This is a genomic window from Nocardioides sp. YJ-D4, from assembly GCF_054031495.1.
This window is the reverse complement of sequence record NZ_CM132932.1, coordinates 5,896,329-5,921,657: the sequence shown is the minus strand read 5'-3', so window position 1 is coordinate 5,921,657 and position 25,329 is coordinate 5,896,329. Positions and strand designations below refer to the sequence as shown.

Annotated in this window: 23 protein-coding genes; 3 read left to right on the top strand and 20 right to left on the bottom strand. The window is 68.4% G+C overall.

Going from position 1 to position 25,329, the window contains the following annotated elements; genetic code table 11:
* Window positions 1-86: 86 nt before the first annotated feature.
* From ACW14X_RS28285 to ACW14X_RS28240, 10 genes are all read right to left on the bottom strand, one after another.
* The gene (locus ACW14X_RS28285; protein ID WP_457164094.1) at window positions 87-1,031 is read right to left on the bottom strand and encodes an EamA family transporter; all 945 of its coding nucleotides are present in this window, start codon (window positions 1,029-1,031) and stop codon (window positions 87-89) included.
* A 10-nt stretch (window positions 1,032-1,041) separates the two neighbouring features.
* Complete coding sequence (locus ACW14X_RS28280) at window positions 1,042-1,785, bottom strand: enoyl-CoA hydratase/isomerase family protein (protein ID WP_457164093.1); 744 nt, start codon at window positions 1,783-1,785, stop codon at window positions 1,042-1,044.
* 132 nt (window positions 1,786-1,917) lie between these two features.
* Complete coding sequence (menB, locus tag ACW14X_RS28275) at window positions 1,918-2,763, bottom strand: 1,4-dihydroxy-2-naphthoyl-CoA synthase (protein ID WP_457164092.1); 846 nt, start codon at window positions 2,761-2,763, stop codon at window positions 1,918-1,920.
* The gene (locus ACW14X_RS28270) at window positions 2,763-3,524 is read right to left on the bottom strand and encodes an SDR family NAD(P)-dependent oxidoreductase (protein ID WP_457164091.1); all 762 of its coding nucleotides are present in this window, start codon (window positions 3,522-3,524) and stop codon (window positions 2,763-2,765) included. The genes menB and ACW14X_RS28270 overlap by 1 nt, the downstream gene beginning before the upstream one ends.
* 25 nt (window positions 3,525-3,549) lie before the next feature.
* Window positions 3,550-4,524: a hydroxymethylglutaryl-CoA lyase gene (locus ACW14X_RS28265; RefSeq protein WP_457164090.1), complete on the bottom strand. Its 975-nt coding sequence runs from the start codon at window positions 4,522-4,524 to the stop codon at window positions 3,550-3,552.
* Window positions 4,521-5,759 (bottom strand): acetyl-CoA hydrolase/transferase family protein, encoded by a 1,239-nt coding sequence (locus tag ACW14X_RS28260; RefSeq protein ID WP_457164089.1) that lies wholly within the window; start codon window positions 5,757-5,759, stop codon window positions 4,521-4,523. The genes ACW14X_RS28265 and ACW14X_RS28260 overlap by 4 nt, the downstream gene beginning before the upstream one ends.
* Entirely contained in the window at window positions 5,759-6,937 is a 1,179-nt protein-coding gene (locus ACW14X_RS28255) for a thiolase family protein (RefSeq protein ID WP_457164088.1), read from the bottom strand. Before ACW14X_RS28255 ends, ACW14X_RS28260 begins: the two co-directional genes overlap by 1 nt.
* Entirely contained in the window at window positions 6,937-7,695 is a 759-nt protein-coding gene (locus tag ACW14X_RS28250; RefSeq protein ID WP_457164087.1) for an SDR family oxidoreductase, read from the bottom strand. The genes ACW14X_RS28255 and ACW14X_RS28250 overlap by 1 nt, the downstream gene beginning before the upstream one ends.
* A complete protein-coding gene (locus tag ACW14X_RS28245) occupies window positions 7,695-8,861 on the bottom strand; it encodes an acyl-CoA dehydrogenase family protein (RefSeq protein WP_457164086.1) in 1,167 nt (388 codons plus the stop codon). Before ACW14X_RS28245 ends, ACW14X_RS28250 begins: the two co-directional genes overlap by 1 nt.
* A gap of 53 nt (window positions 8,862-8,914) precedes the next feature.
* A complete protein-coding gene (locus ACW14X_RS28240; protein WP_457164085.1) occupies window positions 8,915-9,964 on the bottom strand; it encodes an acyl-CoA dehydrogenase family protein in 1,050 nt (349 codons plus the stop codon).
* A gap of 93 nt (window positions 9,965-10,057) precedes the next feature.
* Here ACW14X_RS28240 and ACW14X_RS28235 point away from each other — a divergent pair, with 93 nt between their 5' ends.
* Entirely contained in the window at window positions 10,058-10,825 is a 768-nt protein-coding gene (locus ACW14X_RS28235) for a FadR/GntR family transcriptional regulator (RefSeq protein ID WP_457164084.1), read from the top strand.
* Between the two features lie 7 nt (window positions 10,826-10,832).
* Here ACW14X_RS28235 and ACW14X_RS28230 read toward each other — a convergent pair whose 3' ends face one another.
* From ACW14X_RS28230 to ACW14X_RS28210, 5 genes are all read right to left on the bottom strand, one after another.
* Window positions 10,833-12,773 carry an AMP-binding protein gene (locus tag ACW14X_RS28230; protein WP_457164083.1) on the bottom strand — a complete coding sequence of 647 codons (1,941 nt, stop codon included), beginning with the start codon at window positions 12,771-12,773 and terminating at the stop codon, window positions 10,833-10,835.
* Window positions 12,774-12,785: 12 nt separating this feature from the next.
* Entirely contained in the window at window positions 12,786-13,973 is a 1,188-nt protein-coding gene (locus tag ACW14X_RS28225; protein WP_457164082.1) for an acyl-CoA dehydrogenase family protein, read from the bottom strand.
* Window positions 13,973-15,622 (bottom strand): AMP-binding protein, encoded by a 1,650-nt coding sequence (locus tag ACW14X_RS28220; RefSeq protein WP_457164081.1) that lies wholly within the window; start codon window positions 15,620-15,622, stop codon window positions 13,973-13,975. Before ACW14X_RS28220 ends, ACW14X_RS28225 begins: the two co-directional genes overlap by 1 nt.
* A 180-nt stretch (window positions 15,623-15,802) precedes the next feature.
* Complete coding sequence (locus ACW14X_RS28215; RefSeq protein ID WP_457164080.1) at window positions 15,803-16,966, bottom strand: LuxR C-terminal-related transcriptional regulator; 1,164 nt, start codon at window positions 16,964-16,966, stop codon at window positions 15,803-15,805.
* Entirely contained in the window at window positions 16,963-18,213 is a 1,251-nt protein-coding gene (locus ACW14X_RS28210) for an acyl-CoA dehydrogenase family protein (RefSeq protein WP_457164079.1), read from the bottom strand. The genes ACW14X_RS28215 and ACW14X_RS28210 overlap by 4 nt, the downstream gene beginning before the upstream one ends.
* 157 nt (window positions 18,214-18,370) lie before the next feature.
* On the opposite strand from ACW14X_RS28210, the gene ACW14X_RS28205 reads away from it, so the two are divergent.
* A complete protein-coding gene (locus tag ACW14X_RS28205) occupies window positions 18,371-18,823 on the top strand; it encodes a MaoC family dehydratase (protein WP_457164078.1) in 453 nt (150 codons plus the stop codon).
* 30 nt (window positions 18,824-18,853) lie between these two features.
* Complete coding sequence (locus ACW14X_RS28200; RefSeq protein ID WP_457164077.1) at window positions 18,854-19,840, top strand: NADPH:quinone oxidoreductase family protein; 987 nt, start codon at window positions 18,854-18,856, stop codon at window positions 19,838-19,840.
* Window positions 19,841-19,843: 3 nt separating this feature from the next.
* Here the strand turns inward: ACW14X_RS28200 and ACW14X_RS28195 are convergent, their stop codons facing one another.
* The 5 genes from ACW14X_RS28195 to ACW14X_RS28175 all read right to left on the bottom strand — a co-directional run bounded on the left by ACW14X_RS28195 (window position 19,844) and on the right by ACW14X_RS28175 (window position 25,301).
* Window positions 19,844-20,830: an NADPH:quinone oxidoreductase family protein gene (locus ACW14X_RS28195; RefSeq protein ID WP_457164076.1), complete on the bottom strand. Its 987-nt coding sequence runs from the start codon at window positions 20,828-20,830 to the stop codon at window positions 19,844-19,846.
* The gene (locus ACW14X_RS28190; protein WP_457164075.1) at window positions 20,827-21,543 is read right to left on the bottom strand and encodes an SDR family oxidoreductase; all 717 of its coding nucleotides are present in this window, start codon (window positions 21,541-21,543) and stop codon (window positions 20,827-20,829) included. Before ACW14X_RS28190 ends, ACW14X_RS28195 begins: the two co-directional genes overlap by 4 nt.
* Entirely contained in the window at window positions 21,540-22,877 is a 1,338-nt protein-coding gene (locus ACW14X_RS28185; RefSeq protein ID WP_457164074.1) for a PucR family transcriptional regulator, read from the bottom strand. The genes ACW14X_RS28190 and ACW14X_RS28185 overlap by 4 nt, the downstream gene beginning before the upstream one ends.
* A complete protein-coding gene (locus tag ACW14X_RS28180; protein WP_457164073.1) occupies window positions 22,874-24,511 on the bottom strand; it encodes an AMP-binding protein in 1,638 nt (545 codons plus the stop codon). Before ACW14X_RS28180 ends, ACW14X_RS28185 begins: the two co-directional genes overlap by 4 nt.
* A gap of 67 nt (window positions 24,512-24,578) precedes the next feature.
* Window positions 24,579-25,301 carry a tyrosine-protein phosphatase gene (locus ACW14X_RS28175; protein WP_457164072.1) on the bottom strand — a complete coding sequence of 241 codons (723 nt, stop codon included), beginning with the start codon at window positions 25,299-25,301 and terminating at the stop codon, window positions 24,579-24,581.
* Window positions 25,302-25,329 lie beyond the last annotated feature (28 nt).

Below are 25,329 nucleotides of genomic sequence, written 5' to 3'. Positions count from 1 at the left end.
GTGCGCCACATACATTGTGGTCTGATAGTTGGAGCAATATCGCCCCTCGTAAGAGTCAATCGCCTCCCCCCTTCGAGTGACACCCCTCACCTCGGGGGGATGTGTGCCGACTCCTCGACCGGCGCGACCGCCCTGCTCTCGCCCCACACCATGAGAAAGACCGATCCGACCACGAGACCGCCGCCGACCAGCACCGGCAGCCCGATCGGCTCCCCCAGCACCGCCCAGCCGAGCAGCACGGCGACGACGGGGTTCACATACGAGTGCGTCGAGGTCAACGAGAGCGGCACATGCGTGAGCAGCCAGGAGTAGGCCACGAAGCCGACCACGGAGCATGCGACGACGAGGTAGGCGAGAGCGAGCCAGCCGTGCACGGAGTAGTCGATGCTGAACCGCTCCCCCGTCGTCGCGGCAAGAAGCGCGCTGGAAGCTCCGGCGACGAACTGCTGGTACGTCGCGATGACAAAGGTGTCCCGTGGCAGGTCGACGACGCCTTGAAGATGGGAACCGACGATCCACGCGAGACTCGCTCCGAGGCACAGCATGAGCCCCACCAGCGGCATCGGCCCTCCGGCGCCGCGCCCCAGCAGGATGAGCAGCACCAGACCGACGAGGCCGAGGCCGACACCGGCGAGCGTCGCCGGGGCTGGGCGATCGCCCAGCACGAGGCGCAGCACCACCGCCCACATGGGCACCGAGGCGACCACGAGTGCAGCGATCCCCGACGGCAGCCCGTGACGCTGGGCGAGGGCCTGCAGGCCGTTGCCCAGGCCCAGCAGCAGGACCCCGGTCAGCACCAGCGAACGCAGCTGGGCCGGCGTGACCAGCAGCGCTCGCGGGCCTACGCGCAGCGCGACGATGGCGGCGAGCAGGAGGCCGGCGACGAGGAACCGTTGGGCCATCGCCTGAAACGGGTCGACCTCGTTGATCACCAGCCGGATCGCCAGGTAGATCGATCCCCAGATCACCCAGACCAGGCCCAGGCAGACCACGATGTGCCCGCGGCTGGTGCCAGGGGCGATCGGCGGCACCGCTGGTCCGTCAGCGGAAGTCGGGTGGGCGCTTGGCGATGAACGCGCTGATGCCCTCTGCTGCCTCGCCGTGCTCGAACAGACCCTGTTCCTGCGCGACCTCGAACACCATCCCCTCGGCGAGCGGCAGATCATCGGCCGCGTCCACCGCGCGTACGACCGCCAGCTGTGCCGGCAGCGAAGCGGTGACCAGCTCTGCGGCCAGCTCGAGCGCCTGCTTCACGACATCGCCGGTGGCGACTCGGTCGACCAGGCCGATCGAGAGCGCCTCGTCGGCCTGCACCTGCCGGGCGGTGAGCATGATGTCGATGGCGCGCCCTCGCCCGACCAGCCTCGGCAGACGCTGGGTGCCGCCTGCGCCCGGGATCAGGCCGAGCTTGACCTCGGGCAGCCCGAACTTCGCCCGCTGGCTGCTAACCCGCATCGTGCAGGCCAGGGCGAGCTCGAGACCCCCGCCGAGAGCCAGCCCGTCGACGGCCGCGATCGAGATCCAGGGCGCAGCGGCCAGCCTGTCGTTGACGGCGCGCATCTTGTCGCCGTAGGCGGTGAAGGACGCGGCGTCGATGGTCGACATGTGCTTGATGTCGGCCCCGGCGGCGAAGAACCCGTCCAGTGCCGAGGCGACGATCATGACCTTCACGTCACCGGCCGACTCGGCAGCATCGATCGCCCTGTGCATCCCGTCGAGGATCGGCAGGCCGAGCGCGTTGGCGGGCGGCCGCGCCAGGGTGACGACGACGATGCCATCGGACACGGCTTCCCAGGTAACGACATCGGAGCTCTCGGACACGACTTGCCTCTCCATAGGTATCGATTGGTCTGACCATAATTTGGTGCCCGGGTGCCGTCCACGACGGATGGACCCCGGGGATGTCGAACCCGACAGTCAAGGTCGCCGGGGGAAGCTGGTGAAGTCCGGTTTGCGCTTTTCCTTGAACGCCTCACGTCCCTCGCGCGCCTCTGCCTGGCCGTAGAACAGCAGGTTGGCGTCATGGGCCAGCTGCTGGATGCCTGCGTAGCCGTCCTCGTGGGCGTGGAAGCTCAGCTTCGACAGCCGCACCGCCCACGGCGAGAGCGCGAGGATCTCCCGCGCCCACCTGACCGTCTCGGCCTCGAGGTCCGCGAGGGGCACCACGGTGTTGACCAGGCCCATGTCGAGGGCGGTCGCGGCGTCGTACTGCCGGCAGAGCATCCAGATCTCCTTGGCCTTCTTGGGCCCGACGAGGTCCGAGAGGATGCTGGCGCCGTAGCCGCCGTCGAAGGATCCGACCTTGGGGCCGACCTGACCGAAGACCGCGTTGTCCGCGGCGATGGTCAGGTCGCAGACCAGGTGCAGCACGTGGCCGCCGCCGATGGCCCAGCCGGCGACCATCGCGATGATCGGTTTTGGGCAGCGGCGCATCGCCACGTGCAGGTCGGTGACGTGGAATCGTCCGGTGGACGCCGCGTCGGTCTTGTATCCGGAGTCTCCGCGCACCCGCTGGTCGCCGCCGGAGCAGAACGCCTTGTCCCCGGCTCCGGTCAGGATGATCGCGCCGACCCGCTCGTCCTCGCGCGCCAGGGTGAGCGCCGCGGAGACCTCGACCAGGGTCTGCGGCCGGAAGGCGTTGTGCACCTCGGGCCGGTCGATGGTGATCTTGGCGATGCCGTCGTCGGTGGTCTCGTAGCGGATGTCGGTCCACTCGCCGTCCGGATGCCAGACCGCTGGTTCGGGAGTCTGAGTTGCGGCCATCATGCCATCGTGAGGCCGCCGCTGACCGACAGCGTCTGGCCGGTCACGAAGCCCGCGCCGTCGGAGGCGAAGAACGAGACCGCCGGGCCGACGTCCTCAGGGGTGCCGAGGCGCTTCATCGGGACCGCGCTCGTCATGCCGGCGATCACCTTCTCGGCGTCACCGCCACCCGCGCCGTCGGCGAACTTGCGCAGCGCGGGCGTGTCGGTCGGCCCGGGGCACACCGTGTTCGCGGTGACGCCCTTGCGCGCGACCTCGCGGGCAAGGGTCTTGGTGAAGGCGATGATGCCGCCCTTGGCGCCGGAGTAGACGGCCTCCATGGACGAACCCACGCGACCGGCGTCGGAGCCGATGTTGATGACCCGGCCGAAGCCGCGCTCCATCATGCCGGGCACTACCGCGTGGATGACCCGCAGCGCACCCTTGTAGTTGATGTCGAGGATCTTGTCCCAGAAGTCCTCGGTCGTCTTCACGAACGGCATGAAGTCATCCCACCCGGCGTTGTTGACGATGACCTCGATCGGGCCCAGCTCGCTCTCGATCGCCGCCACAGCGGCGTTGACCGACTCGGTCGAGGTCACGTCGATCTCGACGGCGATGGCCTCGCCACCGGCGGCGCTGATCTCCTTCACGGTCTCCTCGGCGACGGCCAGGTTGAGGTCGGCCACGGCGACCCGGAAGCCGTCGCGGCCCAGCGTGGTGGCGATGCCCTTGCCGATGCCCTGCGCTCCGCCCGTGACGAGTGCGACTCGGTTGCTCATGTCGGTTGTTCTCCTTCGTTGGTTCTCAGTGGGATGAAGCGCTGTCGGGAGCCGGGTACCAGGTGACCGGACCAGCGATGATCGAGTGACTGGTGAGCGTGCGCCCCAGAGTTGTCTGGGCCTCCCGGGCCGCGAGGATGACCTGGTTGAGGTCGAGGCCGGTGTCGACGCCCATCTCCTCGAACATGCTGACCAGGTCCTCGGTCGCGATGTTCCCGGTCGATCCCTTGGGCACGGGGCAACCGCCCAGCTCGCCGAAGCTGGACTCGAAGCTGCTGCATCCTGCTTCGAGCGCGGCGTACGCGTTGGCGAGGCCCTGGCCACGGGTGTTGTGGAAGTGCGCCGTCACCTCGACACCGGGGAGCCGCTCGATCGCGGCGGCGAAGAACCTCGAGGCGTACGCCGGGTTGCACATCCCGGTGGTGTCGCCGAACCCGATCTCGGTCGCGCCGGCCTCAGCGAACTGTTCGGCGAGGTCGAGCACCCGCTCGATCGCGACCTTGCCCTCGTACGGGCAGCCGAACGAGGTGGCGACGACGGCGCAGAAGGTGAGGTCCTCGGCCACGATCCGCTTGCCCATGCTGATGACATCGGTCATCGTCTCGGCGACGGTGCGGTTGATGTTCTTCTTGTTGTGCGTCTCGCTCGCGCTCACGAACAGCGCCACCTCCTCGAACAGCGCTCGTTCCCGTAGAGCGTTGTCGAGACCCTTGCTGTTGGGCACCAGGACCATGCGCGCGACATCGTCCGGGAGGTCGATGCCACGCAGGACCTCGACACCGTCAGCGAGTTGCGGGATGACGTCGGGACGAACGAAGCTGGCGACCTCGATGCGCTTGAACCCGGCACTCCCCAAGGCGTTGATGAGCCGGATCTTGTCGTCGGTGGCGATGATCTCGGGTTCGTTCTGGAAGCCGTCGCGTGGTCCGACCTCCCGGACGTGCACCCGGCGGGTCTCCCCTTCGCTGCGGTTGTCTGCCACCGGTGTGGTGATGGTCATCGTGCTTCCTCCTGTTCGGCGAGGCTGCGTTCGAGCAGGTCGCGATGCTGTGGTGCGGCGATCTCGATGAGCCTGCGGGCGCGTTCGGGCACCGTGCAGCCGGTGAGTAGCGCGACACCGTGCTCGGTGACGACGGCGTCCACATCGACGCGTGCCGTGGTAACGACGTCGCCGTGCAGCCTCGGGTTGATGGTCGACTCTCCGGAGGACGTCGATCGCAGAGCGATGATCGACCGCGCTCCGGTCAACGACGCTGCCCGACTGAAGTCGACCTGGCCACCGACAGCACCGATGTGGACGCCGCGACGCAGCTCGGCACCGACCTGGCCGAGAAGATCGACCTCGATGGCGGAGTTGATCGACACCAGGGAGCGCAGCTGGGAGAGCACCGCAGGCGCGTGGGTGTAGCTCGCCGGGCGGAACTCGATCGGATAGCTCGAGAGCTGATCGTAGAAGCCGGTGCTGCCCAACGCAGCGCCGGTCACCACCGTCCCCCGGTCGATCTCCTTCTTCGCACCGGTGACGACGCCCTTGTCGACGAGGGTCAGAACGGCGTCGGTGATCATGCCCGAATGGAAGCCCAGATCGCGGTGGCCTGAGAGCTCCTCCAGCACGGCGTTCGGGAGGGAGCCGACACCGATCTGGACGGTGTCGCCATCGGCGACGAGTCCGGCTACGTTTCGCGCGATCGCCTGGTCGATTGCGTCGGCCCCGCGCGCGGGCGCCTCACGCAGGGGCCGGTCGGTCTCGACGACCGCGGCGAACCGGTCGAGTGGGATCCGCGGGGACCCGGTGGTCGCCGGCATCCGCGTGTTGATCTCGGCGATCAGCGTCGGGGTGTGCTCGATCGCATCGGCGACGTACTCGACGCCGATGCCGAGCGAGACGGTGCCATCCGCATCAGGGGGTGAGACCTGGACCAGTCCGACATCCGCAGGCAGCTGGCCCTGCGCGAACATCCGCGGGAGTGCTGAGTAGTGGCACGGAACGACGTCGAGCCTGCCGTCCCTGCTCAGCTGGCGCAGCTCGCCCAGTCCCCCGTACGACAGGACCGTGAGGTTGGCGGGCAACGGACCTGCCAGCGCCTCGTTCCAGGTGAGACCACAGAAGGCACGCACCGGTCCGATCCGGTCCGCCTGGTCCAGAAGTGCGTTGACCAGCACCTCCGGCTCGGCGCTGCCCTGTCCCCACCAGACCCCGGAGCCGGAGGGAATGTGACGGGCGAGGTCGATCATCATCGCACCCGCTGCACGAGGGTGGCGGTGCCGAGGCCGCCGCCACAGCACATCGTGACGAGGCCGAGCTCGACGTCACGGCGCTCCATCTCGGCCAGAAGTGTGGCGAAGAGGCGCGAACCTGTCGCACCGACGGGGTGTCCGAGCGCGAGCGCGCCGCCGTTGACGTTGACCCGGTCCATGTCGGGCTTGAGGTCACGCTCCCAGGCGAGCACGACCGAGCTGAACGCCTCGTTGATCTCGACCAGGTCGATGTCGCTCATCGCCAGGCCGTTGCGCTCCAGCAGCTTCTGCGTCGCCGGGATCGGACCCGTGAGCATGATGGCGGGATCCACGCCGACCGTGGTCTGGTCCAGGATGCGCGCACGCTTCGTCAGTCCGTACCTGTCCACCGCGGTGTCGGAGGCCAGGACAAGACCCGCGGCCCCGTCGGTCATCGGCGAGGAGGAGCCGGCCGTGATGCCGCCGTCGGGTCGGAAGACCGGCTTGAGCGCGGCGAGCGTGTCCAGGCTCGTCCCGGCTCGGATGCCCTGGTCGCTGACGCGAAGCGCTCCGTCGAGCTCGAGCGGGACCATCTCCCGCTCGAACCGTCCGTTCGCGTCCGCGTCGGCCGCAAGCCGGTGCGACCGGACCGCGAACGCGTCCATCTCCGCCCGCTCGATCCCCCACCGGTCGGCGATGCGTTCGGCCGCCTCGCCCATGGCCGGGAAGTCCCACTCTGTCAGCAGCTCGGCGGGCCAGGCAGCGCCGTAGAGCTTCTCGATCTCGACGACGGCCGCCATCGGGATGTGGCCCATGTGCTCGACCCCGCCGGCGATGACCACGTCATGGGTCCCCGAGGCGACGAACGCGGCGGCCACCTCGACCGCTGTCTGGGCGGACCCGCAGCGCCGGTCCAGCTGGACGGCAGGGATGGTCGGCGAGTACCCGGCGGTCAGCCAGGCGTTGCGGCCGACGTTGCGGGACTGCTCACCGAACGGTGCCGTGTTGCCGATGACGAGATCCTCGACGTCGGTGTCGGCAAGCCCGGTGCCGGCCAGCAGCGCCCGGTAGACCTCGGCGAGGATGGTGTTGGGATGGACGTCGCGGTACCACCCCTTCTCGAGGTGGCCGCGTCCCATGGGCGTACGCAACGCCTCGACGATCCAGGCATCGCGCCCAGTTCCTGCGAAGGCCATCAGATGACCGTCCCTCCGTCGACGGGGAGCACCTGTCCGGTGATGTACGAGGCCGCATCGGAGGCGAAGAACACGAAGCTGGCCGCGATCTCCTCCGGGTCGGCCCATCTGGCCAGCGGGATGCGCGCCAGGGTCATCTCGGACAGCTTCTCGTTGCTGCGGATGTTCGAGGTCATGTTGGTGGCCGCGAGCGGAGCGATCGCGTTGACGGTGATCTGCCTCTTTGCCAGCTCGCGGGCCAGCGACTTGGTGATGCCGACGATGCCGGCCTTCGCGGCGCCGTAGTTGACCTGGCCGATGGTGCCGACGAGCCCGGCCGCCGAGGTCACGTTGATCACCCGCCCGGTGCCGTCGTCAGGGAGATGGGGAAGTGCCGCCTGGGTGACGGCGAAGGTGCCGCCGACATGTACGTCGAGCACGAACCGGAACTGGTCGGCGCTCATCTTGTGGAACATCGCCGGGGCGATCGCGCCGGCGTTGTTCACGACGATGTTGAGCACGCCGTCGCCGAGTGCGGCGGCCTGCTGCGCCGCGGCAGCGGCCTGGTCAGAGTCGCGTACGTCGACCGCCGCGGACTCCGCACGCCCGCCGGCGCTGACGATGCGCTCGGCGACCGCCGCGGCCGCGTCCTTGTCGAGATCGCTGACCACGACCGCGGCACCCGCCGCGGCGAACGCGGTGGCGACCGCCGCGCCGATGCCGTTGCCGGCACCGGTCACCAGCGCCGTACGGCCTGTCAGTGCGAACCTGTCAGCCATCAGTAGCTCCTTGGGAGACCGAGCACGTGCTCGGCCAGGAAGTTGAGGATCATCTCCTGGCTGATCGGGGCGATCCGGGTCAGCCGTGCCTCGCGGAAGTAGCGGGCGACGTTGTACTCCTCGGAGTAGCCCATCCCGCCGTGGGTCTGCAGTGCGCGATCGGCCACGTCGAAACCGGCATCGGCGCAGAGGTATTTCGCGGTGTTCGCCTCACGCCCGCAGGGCAGGCCCTTGTCGTAGAGCCAGGTCGCCTTGCGCAGCATGAGCTCGGCGGCGTCCAGCCGCGCGAGGGAGTCGGCGAGCGGAAACGCGACACCCTGGTTCTTGCCGATCGGGCGGCCGAAGACCTCGCGCTCGTTGCCGTAGCGTACGGCCGACCTCAGGGCGGCTCTGCCGATGCCCAGTGCCTCGGACGCAACCAGGCAGCGCTCGGGATTGAGCCCGTCGAGGATGTACTTGAAGCCCTGGCCCTCCTCACCGACACGGTGCTCCTCGGGGATGCGCAGGTCGTCGATGAACAGCTCGTTCGACGTGACCGCGTTGCGTCCCATCTTCTTGATGGGACGGATGTCGACATGAGCCCGGTCCAAGTCGGTGAAGAAGAGGGTGAGGCCGTCCGTCTTGCGCTGGACGTCGTCGAACTTCGTGGTCCGGGTGAGCAGCAGGATCTTCTCCGACTCCATCGCCTTGGAGATCCAGACCTTGCGGCCGTTGACCACGTAGTCGGAGCCGTCGCGGCGGGCGAAGGTGGTGATCCGGGTGGTGTCGAGACCGGCTCCCGGCTCGGTGACCCCGAAGCAGACATGGAGGTCTCCGCTCGCGATGCGCGGCAGGTTCTCCTCCTTCATCGCGTCCGACCCGTGCACGATCACCGGATGCATGCCGAAGATCGACATGTGGATCGAGCTGGCACCGTTCATGCCTGCCCCCGAGGCCGCGACCTCCTCCAGCAGGATCGAGGCCTCGGTAATGCCGAAGCCGCTGCCCCCGTACTCCTCGGGGGTCGTGATGCCCAGCCAACCACCGTCGGCGAACGCCTTGTAGAACTCCGTCGGGAACTCGTGCGCGGCGTCCTTCTCCATCCAGTAGCTGTCGTCGAACTTGGCGGCCAGCTCGGCCACGGCCCGGCGGATCAGTCCCTGGTCCTCATTGAGTTCGAAGTCCACGGCAACGCTCCCCTCTCGTCATTTGATTCGACATTATCTTTTGGCCTGACCTTTTACAACGTCGGTGTCATTTCGAGACTGTCGGCAAGCACATCGAGCCAGGCTCCGGGCGTACCGAAGAGCTGCTCGTCGAGCAGCGCGCGCTTGTAGAACAGCTGGAGGTCGTGTTCCCACGTGTAGCCGATGGCGCCATGGAGGGTGAGCGCGCTGTCGGCGGCTCGGGACGCCTCCGCCGTCACCTCGGCCTTGACCGCCGCGGCGTGCTGGTCCCATCCGGGAGCTCGACCGTCGACCGACGCAGCCGCGAAGTACACCGAGGATCGCGCGGCCTCGATGCCCACCAGCATCGTCGCGGCGGCATGCTTGACTGCCTGGAAGGATCCGATCGGGACGCCGAACTGGTGGCGCTGAAGGCTGTAGGCGACGGCCAGGTCCAACATCCGCTGCGACGCGCCCAGTGCGTCAGCGGCCACCAGGACGGCTGCGGTGGCGGACACCTCTGCGAGCAGCTCGGGCAGCGGCGCGGACAACGTCAACGGCTCTCCGGCGCCCTCGCCGAGCGTGACGTCCGCGACCGACCGGCTGCGGTCGAGCAGGTCGCGGCGTACGACGACAGCCTCCGCACCAGGCAGCAGGCCGGCGCCGCGCTCGCCGAGCACGATCCAGCGATCGGCAATGTCAGCCGCGAGAACGCGAGGCACAGTCGTGCCGGAGTCCTCGGCCCACGACGACGGGATCGCGTCGGAGCGCCCCAACACCGCCACCGTCTCTCCGGAGAGCGCCGCTTCGAGCACAGCCGGCTGCTGCCGCAGGAAGGGTGCGGCGAGCACCGTCGCCAGCCATGCCGAGCTCGGCGCGCACGCACGCCCGAGTTCCTCGGCGGTGAGCGCCAGCTCGACCAGACCGCCGCCCTGACCACCGTGCTCCTCCTCGATGCCCACGCCCGCCCAGCCAGCGGAGGCGAAGAGCTCGACGAAGGTTCTGTGCCCCTCGGCGCCACGCTCGCCCCAGTCCCGAAGGGCCTCCGGCGTCGCCACGGAGGTCAGCCAACCCCGCAGGGCCTGCTGGTAGTCAACCTGCTCTTGAGTCAGATGCCAGTGCATCTCTCCACCCTCTCCACGGAGCGGCCCGCATCGGCCGATCGATTCATTGCTAAGTTAGGTATGACCATTTTCACGATGCAAGGGTGCTTATCGATGTCACTCGCTTCCGACACCAGCGGCGATGCCGCCCGTCCGGTGCAGCTCGCCCCGATGCACGTCCCGAAGGCTTCCGACGTCCTTGCCGAGGAGCTGCGCGAGCGGATCCTTCGCGGAGAGTTCCCCGAAGGCACCTCGCTGCCGCCAGAGCGTGAGCTCGTCACCCAGACGCAGATGAGCCGAACCACGGTCCGCGAGGCGCTCCGCATCCTCGAGGTGCAGGGACTGGTGCGGGTCAAGACCGGGCGCGCCGGCGGGGCCTTCGTCCAGAAGCCGGGCGAGGCGGCGATCGCCAGCTCAGTGACGCTTCTCATCCGGGGACGGCAGATCAAGCTGGCCGACCTATTGGAGACGCGTGAGGCGATCGAGCCCTCGTGCGCACGGCTGGCTGCGCTCCATCGCACCGATGCGGACCTGGCGCGGCTGGACGCGGCTAACGAGCTGATCGCGAAGGATGGATCGCTCGACGACTTCCTCCAGGCGAATGTCGACTGGCACGTGGGAGTCGCTCTCGCCAGCCACAACGAGCTGCTCATCGGGGTGATGTCTGCGTTGTCGCGCGCCATCTACACCGCCACCAACAACCAGGGCTTCGTCGACGATGCCGTCCGCCGCACGACGGTGACCGTCCATACCGGCATCACCGAGGCGATCCGCGCCGGCGACGACGCTGCGGCGATGCGACGGATGACCCGGCACGTGCACCAGTACGCCGAGGCCGTGCTCGCCAGCGATGAGCGTACGACCATCGAGGTCGCCGACTGAGGGCTCATCACAGGTCCTTGACCTTGACCCGGATGTCCTCGATCACCTCGGGGTTCTCGGCTCCGGAGAGGTCACCCGGGTCGGTGCCGAGCACCGCAGCGCGCACCGCCCGGCGCAGGATCTTGGCGGAGCGTGTCTTGGGCAGGGCATCGACGCGGACCACTTGAGCCGGCGCGAACGGCTTGCCGACCTCGGCGGCGACGGCGGCGCGCAGTCGCTCCGACACCGCGACGTCGTCGGCCGCGTCACCTTTCCGGCGCACCCAGAACGCCCAGACCGCCTCGCCCTTCTTCGCGTCGGGGATGCCGACCACGGCCGACTCGGCGACGGCCGGATCGACGGCCAGCACGGCCTCGATCTCGGCCGGCGCGACCCGCTTGCCGGCGACGTTCATGACGTCGTCGGAGCGGCCAAGGATGAACCAGCCGCCCTCGGCGTCGGCGAGCGCGTAGTCCCCGTGCCGCCACAGCCCCGGGAACGTCGACCAGTACGCCTCGAGATAGCGAGCCTCGTCCTGCCACACGCCCCGTGTCATGGACGGCCAGGGCTGCCGACAGACCAGCTCGCCCACCCGCCCGCGCAGCGGCTCTCCGTCGTCGTCGACGACATCGACGTCCATACCCAGCGCCGGGCCGCCCAACGAGCAGCTCCTGATCGGCTCGATCGGATAGGGGCAGAGGAACGACCCACCGACCTCGGTGCCACCGGAGAAGTTGATGATGGGAACCCTGCCACCGAAGACGTCGACAGCGAGCCATTCGTAGGACTCCGGGTCCCACGGCTCGCCGGTGGAGCCGAGCACCCGCACCGACGACAGGTCCAGTCCGGCGGGAGCCGTGTTCGCGGCGCGCAGGGTGCGGATCAGGGTCGGGGAGACACCGAGCATCGACACCTGGTGCCGCTCGACGAGCTCCCAGAGCCGGTTGGCGTCCGGGACGTCCGGGGAGCCTTCGTAGACGAGCAGGGAGCCGCCGTTGGCATGAGTGCCGATGATCGAGAGCGGCCCCATGATCCAGCCCATGTCGGTGATCCAGCTGAACGTACGCCCTGGGGTGATCTCGAAGCCGTAGGCGACCTCGCTGGCGGTCTTCACCAGGAAGCCGGCGTGGGTGTGAACGGCGCCCTTGGGACGGCCGGTCGTGCCCGAGGTGTAGCCGAGCAGCAGCACGTCGGAGGCAGCGGTGTCCTCGACCGCGGGGTCCGGGTCGCCGGCCAGCAGGTCGGACCAGAGCACGTCACGGCCGGAGACCAGGTTGGGTTCCTCACCGAGGTTGGGCACGACGACGACCAGCTCCACGTCAGGGCACTGCTCGAGTGCCTCGTCGAGCACGGGCAGCATGCGCGCGGTCCGGCCGCGGCGGACGGTGCCGTCGGCGGTGATGACTGCTTTGGCCCCGGCGTCCTGCACGCGGGAGGCGACGGCGGTGGCGGCGAACCCGGAGAACAGCGGCACGACCATCGCGCCGAGGCTGGCGACGGCGTAGGTCGCGACCACGGCTGCGGGGGTCATCGGGAGGTAGAGAGCGACCGCGTCGCCCTTGCCGATGCCGCGCTGTCGCAGGGAACCACGTAGGCGGGCCACCTGGTCGGCGAGCTCGGCGTAGCTGAGGCGGGTGACCTCGCCGGCCTCGGTCTCGTGGACCACGGCGGTCGCGTCGGGCGTCTCCCGAGCCCACCGGTCGACGGTGACGTCGACGACGTTGAGACGACCGTCGACGAACCACTCGGGGAACTGGATGCCCCGGCTGACGTCGAGGACCTCGGAGTAGGGCGTACGGAAGGTGATCTCGAGGTCCTCGACAACCGCATCCCAGAAGCCACCGACATCGGCCACCGAGCGTGCGCGCAGCTCGTCCGCCGTGGCGATGCCGAGGGAGCGCATCAGCCGGGCGACGTTGGAGTTGTCGAGGTAGTCGTCGGAGGGGGTCCAGACGTAGGTGCTGCTCATGATGGCCGCCTCTCAGGATCGGGGCATGCCGAGGATGCGCTCGGCGACGATGTTGCGCTGGATGAAGGTGGATCCGCCGGCGATGGCCGTGCCACGCGCCTGGTTGGCGAGCCGGAGCCATCGGTGGGTCCGCTCCGGCTGAGCCGGATCGACGTCTTCGAGGCCGAACTGATCGCCGAGAGGCTCGAGCGAGAGACCGAAGTCCGCCAGATCCTCCACGAGCGGGCAGAAGTACAGCTTGCCGATCGACGTCACCGGACCGGGAGGCGCGCCGGCTGCTGCGGAGCTGATCACCCGCTGGCCGATCGTGTAATGAGTGAAGGCTCGCGCCCACAGCGATGCGACCTTGCGTCGTACGTGGGGGTCGGCGCCCAGTGGCTCGCCCTCGTCGCTGGTGCGCTCCCGCACCTCGGCGATGAGGTCGTCCACCGCCTTGGTCGTGTTGACACGGCCGGTGGCGATGGCGACCCGCTCGAACGCGAGGGTTCCCATGGCGACCGCCCAGCCGCCGTCCACCTCGCCGACGACGGACTCGTCCGGGATGAACACGTCGTCGAGAAAGACCTCGTTGAACTCGGCCTCCCCCAGCATGTGAGCCAGCGGCCGAACGGTGATGCCAGGGCTGTCCATCGCAACGAGGAAGTACGTGATGCCGCGGTGCCGCTCACCGCCGCCGGTGCGGGCGAGCAGGATCGCATGCGCGGCGATCTGGGCACGGCTCGTCCAGATCTTCTGTCCCTGGATGCGCCAACCGCCTTCGACCTTGGTCGCCTTGGTCCGAAGCGACGCCAGATCGGACCCCGACTCGGGTTCAGAGAACAGCTGGCACCAGATCTCTTCACCGCTCAGGATCTGAGGCAGGTAGCGCTCCCGCTGCTCCGCCGTGCCGAAGTGGGCGATCGTTGGTCCCGCGAAGTCCTCGCCGATGGTGTTGAGCCGCTCGGGAGCCCCGGCACGGTCGCACTCCTCGGTGAAGATGGCTCGCATCCGCTCGTCGAGACCACGGCCGCCGTACTCCTCTGGCCATGTGAGCCCGGCGAACCCGCCCTCAAAGAGGCTGGTCTGCCACTCCCGCCAGAACGGGAGCTTCGCCGTGAGGTCCGCCGGCTCGGGCCACGGCAGCGTCGGCAACGCCTTGTCCAGGAAGGCCCGAACGCCCTGACGGAACTCGGCCTCCTCCGTCGAATCGGTGAGGTCCATCATGCCCTCAGCTTCTCGACGATGTCGCCACGCAGCACGTGCTTCTGGATCTTGCCGGTGGCCGTCATGGGCATCTCCCCGAGGATCTCGAGGCGCTCGGGCACCTTCTGGATGGCGAGACCCCTACCCGTCAGATAGACGCGGACCTCGTCCAGGGTGAGGGCAGGATGTCCCTCTGCGGGCACGACGTAAGCACACGCGCGCTCCCCCATCTGCTCGTCAGGCATAGCGACGACAGCGATGTCCCGGATTGCAGGGTGGGCGATCAGCATGTCCTCCACCTGGCGGACACTGATGTTCATGCCTCCGCGGATCACGATGTCCTTGAGTCGGCCGGTGACGCGGACGTAGCCGTCCTGGTCCATGACTCCGAGGTCGCCGGAGCGATGGAAGCCGTCCGAGGTGTAGTTGGCGATGGTCTCATCAGGCTGATTGATGTATTCGAGGCAGTTCATCGCGCCGCGATAGGCGATGTCACCCTCGGTTCCTGTGGGGACCTCGTTGCCGAGTTCGTCGACGATCCGCACTTCCTGCAGGGGCAGAGCCTTGCCGTCGGAGGTGATCGAGCGGGCCGGATCGTCCTCGAACGTGCACATCGTGGTCGTGACGTTCTCCGTGCGGCCGTAAAGGCTGAGGACCTGCATCGTCGGCAGTGTCGCTCGCGCCTTCTCGACGAACGCACCTGGGATCGGGGAGCCGGCACAAGTCCAGAAGCGCATCGTGCTCGCGTCGTGGACGTCGGGATCGTAGACCTCCATCACCGTCTGGAGAAAGGTCGTGGCCGTGACTGCGGCCGTGCAGCCGAACTTGGCGATGCGCTCCAGGGCCTCGCGCGGGTTCCACTGTTCCATCACGTGCGTCGCGGCACCGTGGATCAACGGCAGGACGAAGCTGGTGACCAGGCCGGTGGTGTGGGTGACCGGGGACGGCCCGAACTGCACGTCGTTCTCGTCGTAGGCCCAGCCCCGACTGAGCAGCCGAGCCCCGCAGGCGACCGTGTTGAACGTGTGTAGGCAACCCTTCGGGCGCGCGGTCGTGCCCGAGGTGAAGACGATCGAGAACGGCTCGTCCGGCCCGGCTCCATCGCCGAGCTCGGCGTCGGCGGTGGCGGGATCCACATCGGCGAGGACGTCAGCCAGCGCGATGGCTCCGTCGCGCACCTCGTCCGGACGTACGACGATCACTGTCTCCAGCAGGTTGTCGCCGCCGGCGATCTCCAGAAACATCCCCTGGTGGTCCCACTTGCGGTAGCTGTCGGAGGTGAAGGCTGCCTTCGCTCCGGCTGCCTCGACGACGTAGGCGACGTCGTCGGTGCGGTAGATCGGCATGATCGGGACGATGATCGCGCCCAGCCTGTTCACCGCTGCCGCGATGACGAAGAAGTCGGTCCAGCTCGGCATCTGGACGGCGACGCGATCGCCCTTGACGATGCCGATGCGCGCCAGGCCCGCGGCCAGCCGCAACGCCGCGTCGCGCAGCTGGGCATAGGTCAGCGAGGTCGTCGCGTCGGAGCAGAAGACCTTGTCACCGCGCACCTGCGCCTGCGTCCGGAGGACGCTGAACAGGGTCTCTTGCTGCCAGAGGCCGTTCGCGTAGAACTGCGCGATCTGATCATCTTCGTAGCGGTCGTGAACCGTTGCCAGTGCCATCCCAGGTCCTTGCCTCGTTGGTGGGTCGCCACTGTCCCGACGTGGCGCGTGTCACTCGATGCAATCAACCATATAAATGGTCTGACCATATATCAAGGCCGGTTCGGCCGTCCCGGCGCAGGGCTCTGTCGGAATCTCCAGTGAGCCACCCAGCGCCGGTCGATCGTGTGCGCTTCGGGGCTATGCCTCCCGAGCCCCGATGGTGAGCCTGAGATAGTGAGAGATCGCCTCAGCACGGTTCTCGACGCGCAGCTTGCGCAGGATGCCCTTGACGTGCGACTTGACCGTGTCGGTCGCGATGACGAGCTGATGAGCGATGCGATCGTTCGTCGCACCGGTCGACATCAGCTCCAGGACCTCCAGCTCGCGATCGGTCAGGAGCCCGCTCAAGGCATCGGCCCGTTCGGTCACGACCGGGCGCACCGGTCTCGAGACCGCCAGCGCCGTCGTATGGGCGCGCGTGGCCAGCTCAACCTCGGCGTCGGCCAGCTGCTCGAGCATCGCCTCCAGCGCCTGAGTCGCCTGGACCACCTCCGCACGCTGATCGTGCAGGCGACCGAGCAGGACGGCCCGCTCGAAGATCTGGGCGAACCCGAGCGAGAAGAACCACAGGATGTCGCGATCGAGCTCGTCCACCTCGATCTGGTGGTAGTCCGCGTGCAGGAGGCCGATCACCCGCTCCCCCACGACGATGGGCGACGCGACGTACGAGGTGAGCCTGGCCGCGCTCGCCAACGGCCGGTAGACGCGGCGATCGGAGCAGGCGTCGGCCACGATGGCGGGCTGACGACGGCGCACCATCTGGCTCTCCAGCAACATGTCGCCGAGCTTGATCGAGACCTCGCCCTCGATCCAGGCCCCGAAGCCCCGCTCGGCCTCGCCGAGGACGTCGGCGTAGCTGCGCCACGGCCGCCAGATGTCATGATCGACCTTCGAGAGCATGACGCGATCGAACCCGCAGTGCTCCGCCGCCGCCTCGCAGACGACGGCGAGCAGCTCATCCTGGTCGGGGGCCGCCCGCAGCTTGGCCAGGCCCCGATCGAGCGCATCGAGCCGACGGATCCGCTCGTAGCCGAGGTGATCATGGATCGCGAATCGCACGGCGTGGACCTCGTGCAGAACCTGACTGGCCTCCGCCACCTCGTGAGCGGTGGTTCGGTGGGTGGTCTCACGCAGCCGTTCGCGCAGAATGCCTCCGAGGATCGCGAGCTGACCGTCGAGGGTGCGCAGGTCACGAGCGGGCGCGGGCTCCACGTCGTCCTGCGGCCCCACCAGCGCGAGGGCCAGGCCATGGGCCTTCGCGGCATCCACAGCGAGCAGCGTACGTCTGTCCACGCGCGTCACCGGGAGCTTCCCCCGCTGCCGAAGGACCACATCGACGCGGCGATACGACGCTTCTGCAGCTCGTCACTGCCCTCGGTGATGCGGTAGCGGCGGTGGTGGCGGTATATAAACTCGAACGGCACGTGCCGGGTGTAGCCGACTCCGCCGTGGATCTGCATGGCCCGGTCGGCGGCCTCGCAGGCGAACTGGTTGCTGCGGAAGTTGACCATCGAGACCTTCTCGGTCACGCCTGTCCGGCCCCGTTCGTCCATCTCCCAGGCTGTGCGGTAGAGGAGGCTGCGGATGAGCTCCGCGTCGGTCTGCAGCTCGACGAGCTGCCACTGCAGACCCTGGTAGTCGCGCATCGGCTTTCCGAAGAGCTGCCGCTCGTCGGCGTACGCCACGCTCCGGTCGATGCAGAACTGGCCGGCGCCGAGCGAGGATGCGGCTTGACGGATCCGGTTCTCGTGGACGAACAGCTGTGCGCACTCCAGCCCACGGCCGACCTCGCCGAGGACTGCGCTGCCCGGCACCCGCACGCCGTTGAGATGCACCTCGGCATGGTCGGACGGCATGTTGAAGCACCAGTGGTAGTAGGGAATCTCGAAGCCGTCGGCGCTGGTCGGGACCAGGAAGGCGGTGATCCCGTCGGCCTTGCCCGGCTCCCCGGACGTGCGGGCGAACACCAGATCGACCTCGGAGACGTCGACCACGCTGTTGAAGCGCTTCTCACCGGTGATGATCCAGTCCGAGCCGTCCCGTACGGCCGTCGTCTCCAGCCACGTCGCATCGCTGCCGTGGTGCGGCTCGGTGAGCCCGAAGGCCATCTCCATCTCACCCGAGCAGAGCCGCTCCAGGTACTGCTCCTTCTGCTCGTCGGTGCCGTACTCGTGCAGCACCAGCGCCAGGGGGAGGTTGGCGACGACCGATGCCTCGTGGCTGAGCTCGGCGTGCAGGCCCGGGCCGCGTCGGGCGAGGTGCTCGCGGATCATCGCCATCGCCACGTTGCTGGCCGCCTGGCCGCCCAGCGCCGTCGGCAGCGGGTAGCGGTAGAAGCCGGCCTTGTCGGCCAACACGCGGGCCTCGTGCATGATCTCCCGCCACCGTCGGGTAGGAATGCCACCCCGCTCGAGGTCGGTGCGGCTGAACTCGCGCCGGTGGTCGAAGAACTCGGGGTTCGCCTCTTCGATCGGCTTGATCTCGTTGTCGATGAATGCGTCCATCTCGGCGATGAACCGGGTGACGTCCTCCGGGATCGACAGGTCCATGTGGGCTCCTCAGCTCGGTCTTCGTTCGGCTATGTCCCCGACGCTAGGCATCGTCGGGCCGAGCGCGGAGGGGCTCGCCGAAGTCCACTGTGGAGTCCTCCAGCGGGCCGCGGCGCGCAGGTGGCAGCACCGTTCACGATGGCGGAGGCTCGCTCACATGCTGACGATCAACGGAATCGACTCGCTGCGCACGAAGGTCGGCGACGAGCTCGGCACCAGTGCCTGGCACACCGTCACCCAGGAGCACATCAACGCGTTCGCGAGCGCCACCGATGACTACGAGGAGCTCCATCTCAACCCCGAACGGGCCGCGGAGACACCGTGGGGGGTCACCATCGCGCACGGTCTCTACACGTTGTCGCTCGGCCCGAAGTTCACCTATGAGATCTTACGGATGACCGGTATCTCCTACCCGCTCAACTACGGCTTCGAGAAGGTCCGGTTCACCTCTCCGGTCCCCGAGGGAAGCCAGGTTCGGATGACGTTGCGCCTGCTGTCCGCCGATGACATCGCGGGCGGGACGAAGTTCAGGTTCGAGCAGCGTTTCGAGATCAGAGGCAGGGACAAGCCCGCCTGCGTCGCCGAGGCCGTCTTCGCCTACTTCCACTGAACCGTCACGAGCACCGAGGAGGAACCGAGGATGCGAGCCGTTGTCATCGAGGAGCTGAACGGTCCGAGCGCGGCCGTCCTGCGCGACGTACCCGATCCGGCCGGGGCACACCGACGGGCCCAGGGACGCCGCGTCCTGGTCGAGGTGCATGCCGTGGGCCTCTCCTTCATCGACCCGTTGCAGACCCACGGCAGATACCAGGCCGGCGTACCAGCGCCCTACATCTGTGGGTCTGAGCTGTCCGGCCGAGTGCTGGAAGCACCCGGCGACTCCTGGCTGTCGCCCGGCGACCGGGTGGCCGGGATCGTCTGGCAAGGAGCGATGGCCGAGCAGGCCCTGGCGATCGAGGACTATCTGGTTCGGCTTCCGGACGCGATCTCCTACGTCGAAGGCGCCGCCGTCTACATGAACTACGCCACCGCCTGGTACGCCCTGGACCGCGGCGGCGCGTCCGCGGGAGACACGGTGCTGGTCACCGGCGCCGCCGGCGGCGTCGGCACCTGTGTCCTCGATCTCGGCCCGGCGTTCGGCGTCTTCACGATCGCGCTGGTCTCCAGCGACGACAAGGCGGCCATGGCACGCACGGCCGGGGCCACCCACGTCGTACGCACCGACGAGGACTGGCTGACACAGGTGCGTGACATCACCGGGGGCCGCGGCGTCGACCAGTTCGTCGACATGGTCGGTGGTGACGGCTTCCTCGACACCGTACGGTCGCTGCGGATCGGCGGCCGAGGTGTGATCGTCGGCTTCGCCGGAGGCACCATCCCCTCGCTGAAGATGAACCGCCTGCTCCTGCGCAACCTCACCCTGACCGGGATCACGATGGATGTCATGGAGACCGCTGAGCCAGGCACACTGGAGCGGGTGCGGCTCGGGGTCCAGAGCCTTCTCGACGAGGGCCGCCTCAGTCCCGCCATCGGTGCGGTCTATCCGATCGAGAAGGCGGCCGAGGCGCTCCTCGCCCTGGAACAGCGCACTGCGGTCGGGAAGGTCGTCGTGGAAGTCCGGTCGTGACGGTCAGTCGCGAACCCTCACCACGACCTTGCCGTGGGCCTCGCGGCCGCCGAGGATGCTCAGCGCCTCTCCTGCTCGCTCCCAGGGCAGGACGTCGCCGATGTAGGGCGCCACTCGCTCCGTCGCCATCGCGTCCTCGAGCTCGCCGATCATCTGCGCCCCTAGGCCGGGATGTCGCTGGAGCCACGGGTCCAACGCGACGCCCATGACCGTCAGGTCGCGCAGCAGCAGCCGGTTGACCTTCACCTCCGGGATGGTCCCCGCGGCGAAGCCGACGACCATGAGCCGCCCACCCAGGTCGAGCGCGCGCAGAGAGTCGACGAACCGGTCGCCACCGACCGGATCGACCACGACATCAACACCGTTGCCTCCGGTGAGGTCGCGTGCCTGTTGCAACCATCCCTGATCGGAGCGGAGGACCGCATCGGCGCCCGCCTTCCACGCCACCTTCTCCTTCTCCTCGGAGGAGACGACGGCGATCGTGGGCGCACCACGACCCCGCAGCAGGTCGAGCACGGCGGTGCCGACCCCACCGGCGGCGCCGTGCACCAGGACCGATTCGCCGTTGTGGAAGGCTGCGCGGTGGAGCGTGAACCACGCGGTCGAGTAGTTGAGGAAGACCGCCGCGCCCACCTCCCACGAGACGCGGTCCGGGAGCTTCATCGTGTAGCGAGGCACGGCGAGAACGCGCTCGGCGAGCGCGCCATAGACCGAGAGCCCGGCGACGCGGTCCCCTGGAGCGAACCGCGATCCAGGCGGGGCCTCGAGCACCACGCCGGCGTACTCGCCGCCGGTGACGTAGGGCACCGGCGGGGAGAACTGGTAGCCGCCACGGCTCTGCAGGACGTCGGGGAACGCGACTGCGGCCACGTGCACATCCACGAGGAGCCGCTGCCCCTCCGCCCACGGGTGCGCGCCCTCGGGCTCGGCCACGTCGGCGAGGACGGCCGCGCCGGGGCCGTCCAGCGCGGGGACGAGGACTGCTCTCATCGGCTCTCGCCCGCGGGGCGGCGTACGACGCTCGAGGTCACCGACCGCGTGTTGAGCTCGTCGCCGCCGTCGACGGTGAGGAGCTGCCCGGTGACCATCCCGGACGAGGGCGACGCGAAGAAGGCGACACCGTTGGCGATGTCGGCGGGATCGACGAACCCGTTGGGCAGCGACTCGAGCCACGCCTCCTTGATCTCGTCGGGCATCGCCAGGATGCCTGATGACCCGGTCATCCCTGGCAGGACCACGTTGCAGGTGACGCCGGTGCTGACGTTCTCCGCGGCAACGGTCTTGGCCATCCCGATCAGGCCGGCCTTGCTGGTGGCGTAGGAGACCTGTGCCGGCATGCCCTGCGTCGCCGACGTACTGGAGATCACGACGATCCGGCCGAAGCCGCGCTCACGCATGCCGCGCAGCACCTGTTGGAGGACGCGGAAGGTTCCGGTCAGGTTGATGTCGAGGTCGAGTCGCCACTTGGCGAGGTCCAGGTTGTGGGCGGACCCGAACAACGTGGTGATCGCGGCATTGGCGACGTAGACGTCGATCGGACCGAAGTCGGGCAGCTCGTCGCGACCGATGTCGACCTGCCAGGTGCATCCGGGCTCCTTGTCGAGGGTGACGACCTCCATGCCGTCCGCCTCGAGCCGCTTGACGATCGCCTGGCCGATGCCGCCCTCTCGTCCCGCGCCGGTCACCAGCGCCCGATAGGTCATGAGGCGCTCACGGCGCGGTCGACGGGCGCCTCCAGCTCCTCCAGCGGCGGGACCGCGGGATGTCCCTCGAGCCGGAGCACGAGGAGCGCGGTCTGCACGCTGAGCTGGTCGTTCGGGTCGGCGGCGACGTCCAGGCCGGTGAGGTCGTGGACCTTGCCGAGGCGGAGCCGAACCGTGTTCTCGTGGATGCCGAGCCTCGTCGAGGACTCGCGAACGCTTCGACCGGAGTCGAAGAAGCATTGCAGCGTACGCAGCAGGTCGGGCGTGCCGGGCCGACCGTCAAGCAGGGCGCCGAGGACGTCATGGACATAGCGCCTGACCGACGCGACGTCGCTGTTGGCCACAAAGAGACGGGCCGGGCCGAGGTCGTCGACGGCCAGGATCCGCGTCGAGGCGCCGGAGAAGCGGTCGATGCACAACGCCACCTCCCGGGTCTCCCGATAGGCGCGCTGGAGCGCGTCCGGCGAGGTGACCGCCGAGACACCTGCGATCACCCCCTCGACGCCCACCGACCGCAGCACTGCCGCCAGCTCGAGCTTGACGCGCTGCACCATGGCTACCGGTGCGATCTCCTCGGGTGCCTCGACGAGCAGCATCAGGCCTTCGCTGCCCAGCGCGGCGAGCACCTCGACGCCGACGGCGCGGCCGAGCCGGTCGGCCACGTCGGCATCGTCGATCCGTGCGCCGCCGTGCTCGGGCTCGGTGAGGTAGATGATCACGCGCTTGACCGACACCTGGATCCCTAGATAGTCGGCGCTGGCGATGAGTTCGCTGCCGGACACGGAGCCGCGTACGAGCTGCCGGGTGAGCGCGGCGCGCGCGTTCCAGGAGGCTTTCGCGACGCGCTGCTGGACGGCGTACTCACCGGCGAGGTGGAAACCCGCGCGCTCGATGACGGAGACCTCGGTGCCGGTCACGCGGGTGGGCACCTCGGCGACGATCAGCCAGGCGAACAGGTCACCACCCCTGGCGATCGGCATGACCACGTGCCGTCTGGTGAGGCCGGCGTCCTGGTGGACCGCGACGACGCACGGGCGCGGGGCCTCCACGTCGATCGACGCACCGGCCAGGTCACGCAGCGCCTCGACGTCGGGCACCCTGAACTGCGACGACCGTGCCGCCGCGGACCGGGTCACCACGCGGTGATGGGTATCGACCAGCCAGACCGGCTTGCCGACCATCTCCGCGACCACCTCGACGAGACCTCGGATGCCGCGGCCGCTCGGGATGATCTCGGACAGGATCATCTCGGCCCGGTGCCTGCGGGCCAGGTCCTGATGTCGCAACCGCAGGTCGTCGGTGCCGTCGGCGGCCGCGACGACGACCGCCGTCATCGGAGCTTCTCCGTGATGTCGGCACGGAGCACGTGCTTCTGGATCTTACCGGTGGCCGTCATCGGCATCGCCTCGACGACCTCCAGCCGCTCGGGCAGCTTCTGCGTCGTCACCTTGCGCTCCTTCAGGAAGGAGACGATGTCGTCGAGACCGGGTCGTCTCGCCGGGTCCTTGGCGACGACGTACGCGCAGACCTTCTCCCCCAGCCGCTCGTCCGGCATGCCGACGACGGCGACGTTGGCGATGTCGGGGTGCTCGAGGAGGTGGTCCTCGAGCTCACGGGCGCTGATGTTCATGCCGCCCCGGATCACGATGTCCTTGAGCCGTCCCGTGACCCGGACATAGCCGTCCGCATCCATCCGGCCGAGGTCGCCCGAGCGAGAGAACCCGTCAGGAGTGAACAGTGCGGCTGTTCGTTCGTCGTCGTGGAAGTACTCGATCATGTGGCTCGGGCCGCGGTAGGCGATGTCGCCCTCCTCGCCACGGGGCACCTCCACACCGTCATGGTCGATGATCTTGACTGCGGCGCCTTCCAGCGCGGTGCCGTCGGAGGTGGCCGAGCACTCGGGGGCGTCGTCCACCGTGCACATGGTGGTCAGGAAGTTCTCGGAGCGACCGTAGAGCGACAAAGTCTGGAATCCCAGCAGCTCCCGTGACTTCTCCACGACCGACCCCGGGATCGGCGACCCGGCACACACCCAGAGCCGCATGCTGGCGGTGTCGTGCCTGTCGGCGTCGTACGCACCCATCAACATCTGGAGGAACGGGGTCGCGGTGACAGCAGCGGTGAGCCGGTGCTGGGCGATGCAGCGCAGCGCCTCCTCCGGCTCCCACACCTCCATGAGGTAGGAGCTGGCGCCCTTGAGCAGCGGGAGCACGACGCTGGTGACGAGCCCGGTGCTGTGGGTGATGGGCGAGGGACCGAACTGCACGTCCGCGTCGGTGTAGTCGAGGCTCTTGGCGATGGCCGCCGCACTCGCGCGAAGCGTGTTGAAGGTGTGGAAGCAGCCCTTCGGCCGCGAGGTGGTGCCGGAGGTGTAGACGATGAGAAACCCGTCGTCCGGGGAACTGTCCGGGCCGATCTCCGTCTCGAGATCGGCTACCTCTCCGGTGACTTCCAAGGCGGTCAGGGAGTCGGCGCCAGCGCCGCGGGCGACGATGACGTCGCGCACCGCTGGTGCGTCGGCGCGAAGTGACTCGAACATCGCTCGGTGCCCGAAACCGCGGAAGTCCTCACAGGTCACCACGGCGACCGCGCCCGAGTGCTGCAGCAGATAGCCGACCTCGTTGTCACGGTAGATCGGCATGATCGGCACGAGAATCGCGCCCAGACGCGAGAGCGCCGCCGCGACCAGGGGGAACTCGACCCAGTTGGGAAGCTGGACGGCGACTCTCTCCCCACGGCGGATCCCCAGTCGATGGAGACCTGCTGCGATCCTGACGGACCGTTCGGCGAACTCGGCGAACGTGACGCTCGCGCTCGAGTCGAAGACGAACGCCTTGTCGGAATGATCGGCCGCCCGCTCGGCGATCAGCTGGTTGAAGCTGGTCGGCTGCCAGAAGCCAGCCGTGTAGAAGTCGGAGATCTGCTGCTCGCTGTAGCGATCTCGCACACTTCGGAGCGCTGCGGTCATTCGAGGGCCTCCTCTATGTGTCTGTCGTCACACAAAGATTAGAATGGTATGACCATTTATTCAAGCGTCAGTTGACCATCTCTCGGCGAAACTCTCGTATCCGGGCGGGATCGGCGCCGTGACGGGTCAGCCATGCCTCGGCACCGCCCGCGTCATCGAGGTGGTCGAGGAGCTCGATCATCAGCTCCCGTCGCGGTTCGTGATCCTGGTCGGTCATGGCCGCGAGCATCTCGTCGTACGGGGGCGTGACGCTCAACCGAGCAATCACGGCGGCGATGCCGACGCGGGTCAGCTCGTAGTCGGCGACGATCTCGTCGCGCCCGACGCCGAGGAGAGAGAGAAGGATGGCCGCGACGACACCGGTTCGATCCTTGCCAGCCGCACAGTGGAACAGCGCGGGCTGCCCAGCACTGTCCATGAGCGTCACGACCGCTGCCACGACGGACTCCGGCCCCGTCTCCAGATACGACGGATAGCGCGCATGCCAGGAGTCCGCCCGGCTGGACACGATGGGGTGGCGAACGTACCGCACGCCGTACGCCGCCCAGGCAACACACTCCGCGGCGACCTCGCTCCCCCGCCGCAGGTCGACGACCGTACGCAGGCCCAGGGATCGGACTGCGGCCGGGCCGTCGCCACCCTCGGCGAACAACGGGTAGTCGCTGCGGTAGATCCGCCCCCGCCTCACGACCTTGCCCGAGGCGGACGGCAGACCGCCGAGATCACGGACGTTGTGCGATCCGGGCAGGGAGAGGACACGATCGCGGGACGAGGGGGTCAAGGCGCTCACGCCTCCATTCACGCCGACGCCGCCGGCG

Excerpts from the sequence above, each read along its gene's own strand:
- ACW14X_RS28235 (WP_457164084.1), top strand. The coding sequence starts at position 10,058 with ATGTCACTCGCTTCCGACACCAGCGGCGATGCCGCCCGTCCGGTGCAG.
- menB (WP_457164092.1), bottom strand. The coding sequence starts at position 2,763 with ATGGCCGCAACTCAGACTCCCGAACCAGCGGTCTGGCATCCGGACGGC.
- ACW14X_RS28225 (WP_457164082.1), bottom strand. The coding sequence starts at position 13,973 with ATGGACCTCACCGATTCGACGGAGGAGGCCGAGTTCCGTCAGGGCGTT.
- ACW14X_RS28180 (WP_457164073.1), bottom strand. The coding sequence starts at position 24,511 with ATGACCGCAGCGCTCCGAAGTGTGCGAGATCGCTACAGCGAGCAGCAG.
- ACW14X_RS28210 (WP_457164079.1), bottom strand. The coding sequence starts at position 18,213 with ATGGACCTGTCGATCCCGGAGGACGTCACCCGGTTCATCGCCGAGATG.
- ACW14X_RS28200 (WP_457164077.1), top strand. The coding sequence starts at position 18,854 with ATGCGAGCCGTTGTCATCGAGGAGCTGAACGGTCCGAGCGCGGCCGTC.
- ACW14X_RS28255 (WP_457164088.1), bottom strand. The coding sequence starts at position 6,937 with ATGGCCTTCGCAGGAACTGGGCGCGATGCCTGGATCGTCGAGGCGTTG.
- ACW14X_RS28220 (WP_457164081.1), bottom strand. The coding sequence starts at position 15,622 with ATGGCACTGGCAACGGTTCACGACCGCTACGAAGATGATCAGATCGCG.
- ACW14X_RS28265 (WP_457164090.1), bottom strand. The coding sequence starts at position 4,524 with ATGACCATCACCACACCGGTGGCAGACAACCGCAGCGAAGGGGAGACC.
- ACW14X_RS28270 (WP_457164091.1), bottom strand. The coding sequence starts at position 3,524 with ATGAGCAACCGAGTCGCACTCGTCACGGGCGGAGCGCAGGGCATCGGC.
- ACW14X_RS28195 (WP_457164076.1), bottom strand. The coding sequence starts at position 20,830 with ATGAGAGCAGTCCTCGTCCCCGCGCTGGACGGCCCCGGCGCGGCCGTC.
- ACW14X_RS28230 (WP_457164083.1), bottom strand. The coding sequence starts at position 12,773 with ATGAGCAGCACCTACGTCTGGACCCCCTCCGACGACTACCTCGACAAC.
- ACW14X_RS28190 (WP_457164075.1), bottom strand. The coding sequence starts at position 21,543 with ATGACCTATCGGGCGCTGGTGACCGGCGCGGGACGAGAGGGCGGCATC.
- ACW14X_RS28260 (WP_457164089.1), bottom strand. The coding sequence starts at position 5,759 with ATGATCGACCTCGCCCGTCACATTCCCTCCGGCTCCGGGGTCTGGTGG.
- ACW14X_RS28185 (WP_457164074.1), bottom strand. The coding sequence starts at position 22,877 with ATGACGGCGGTCGTCGTCGCGGCCGCCGACGGCACCGACGACCTGCGG.
- ACW14X_RS28240 (WP_457164085.1), bottom strand. The coding sequence starts at position 9,964 with ATGCACTGGCATCTGACTCAAGAGCAGGTTGACTACCAGCAGGCCCTG.
- ACW14X_RS28250 (WP_457164087.1), bottom strand. The coding sequence starts at position 7,695 with ATGGCTGACAGGTTCGCACTGACAGGCCGTACGGCGCTGGTGACCGGT.
- ACW14X_RS28205 (WP_457164078.1), top strand. The coding sequence starts at position 18,371 with ATGCTGACGATCAACGGAATCGACTCGCTGCGCACGAAGGTCGGCGAC.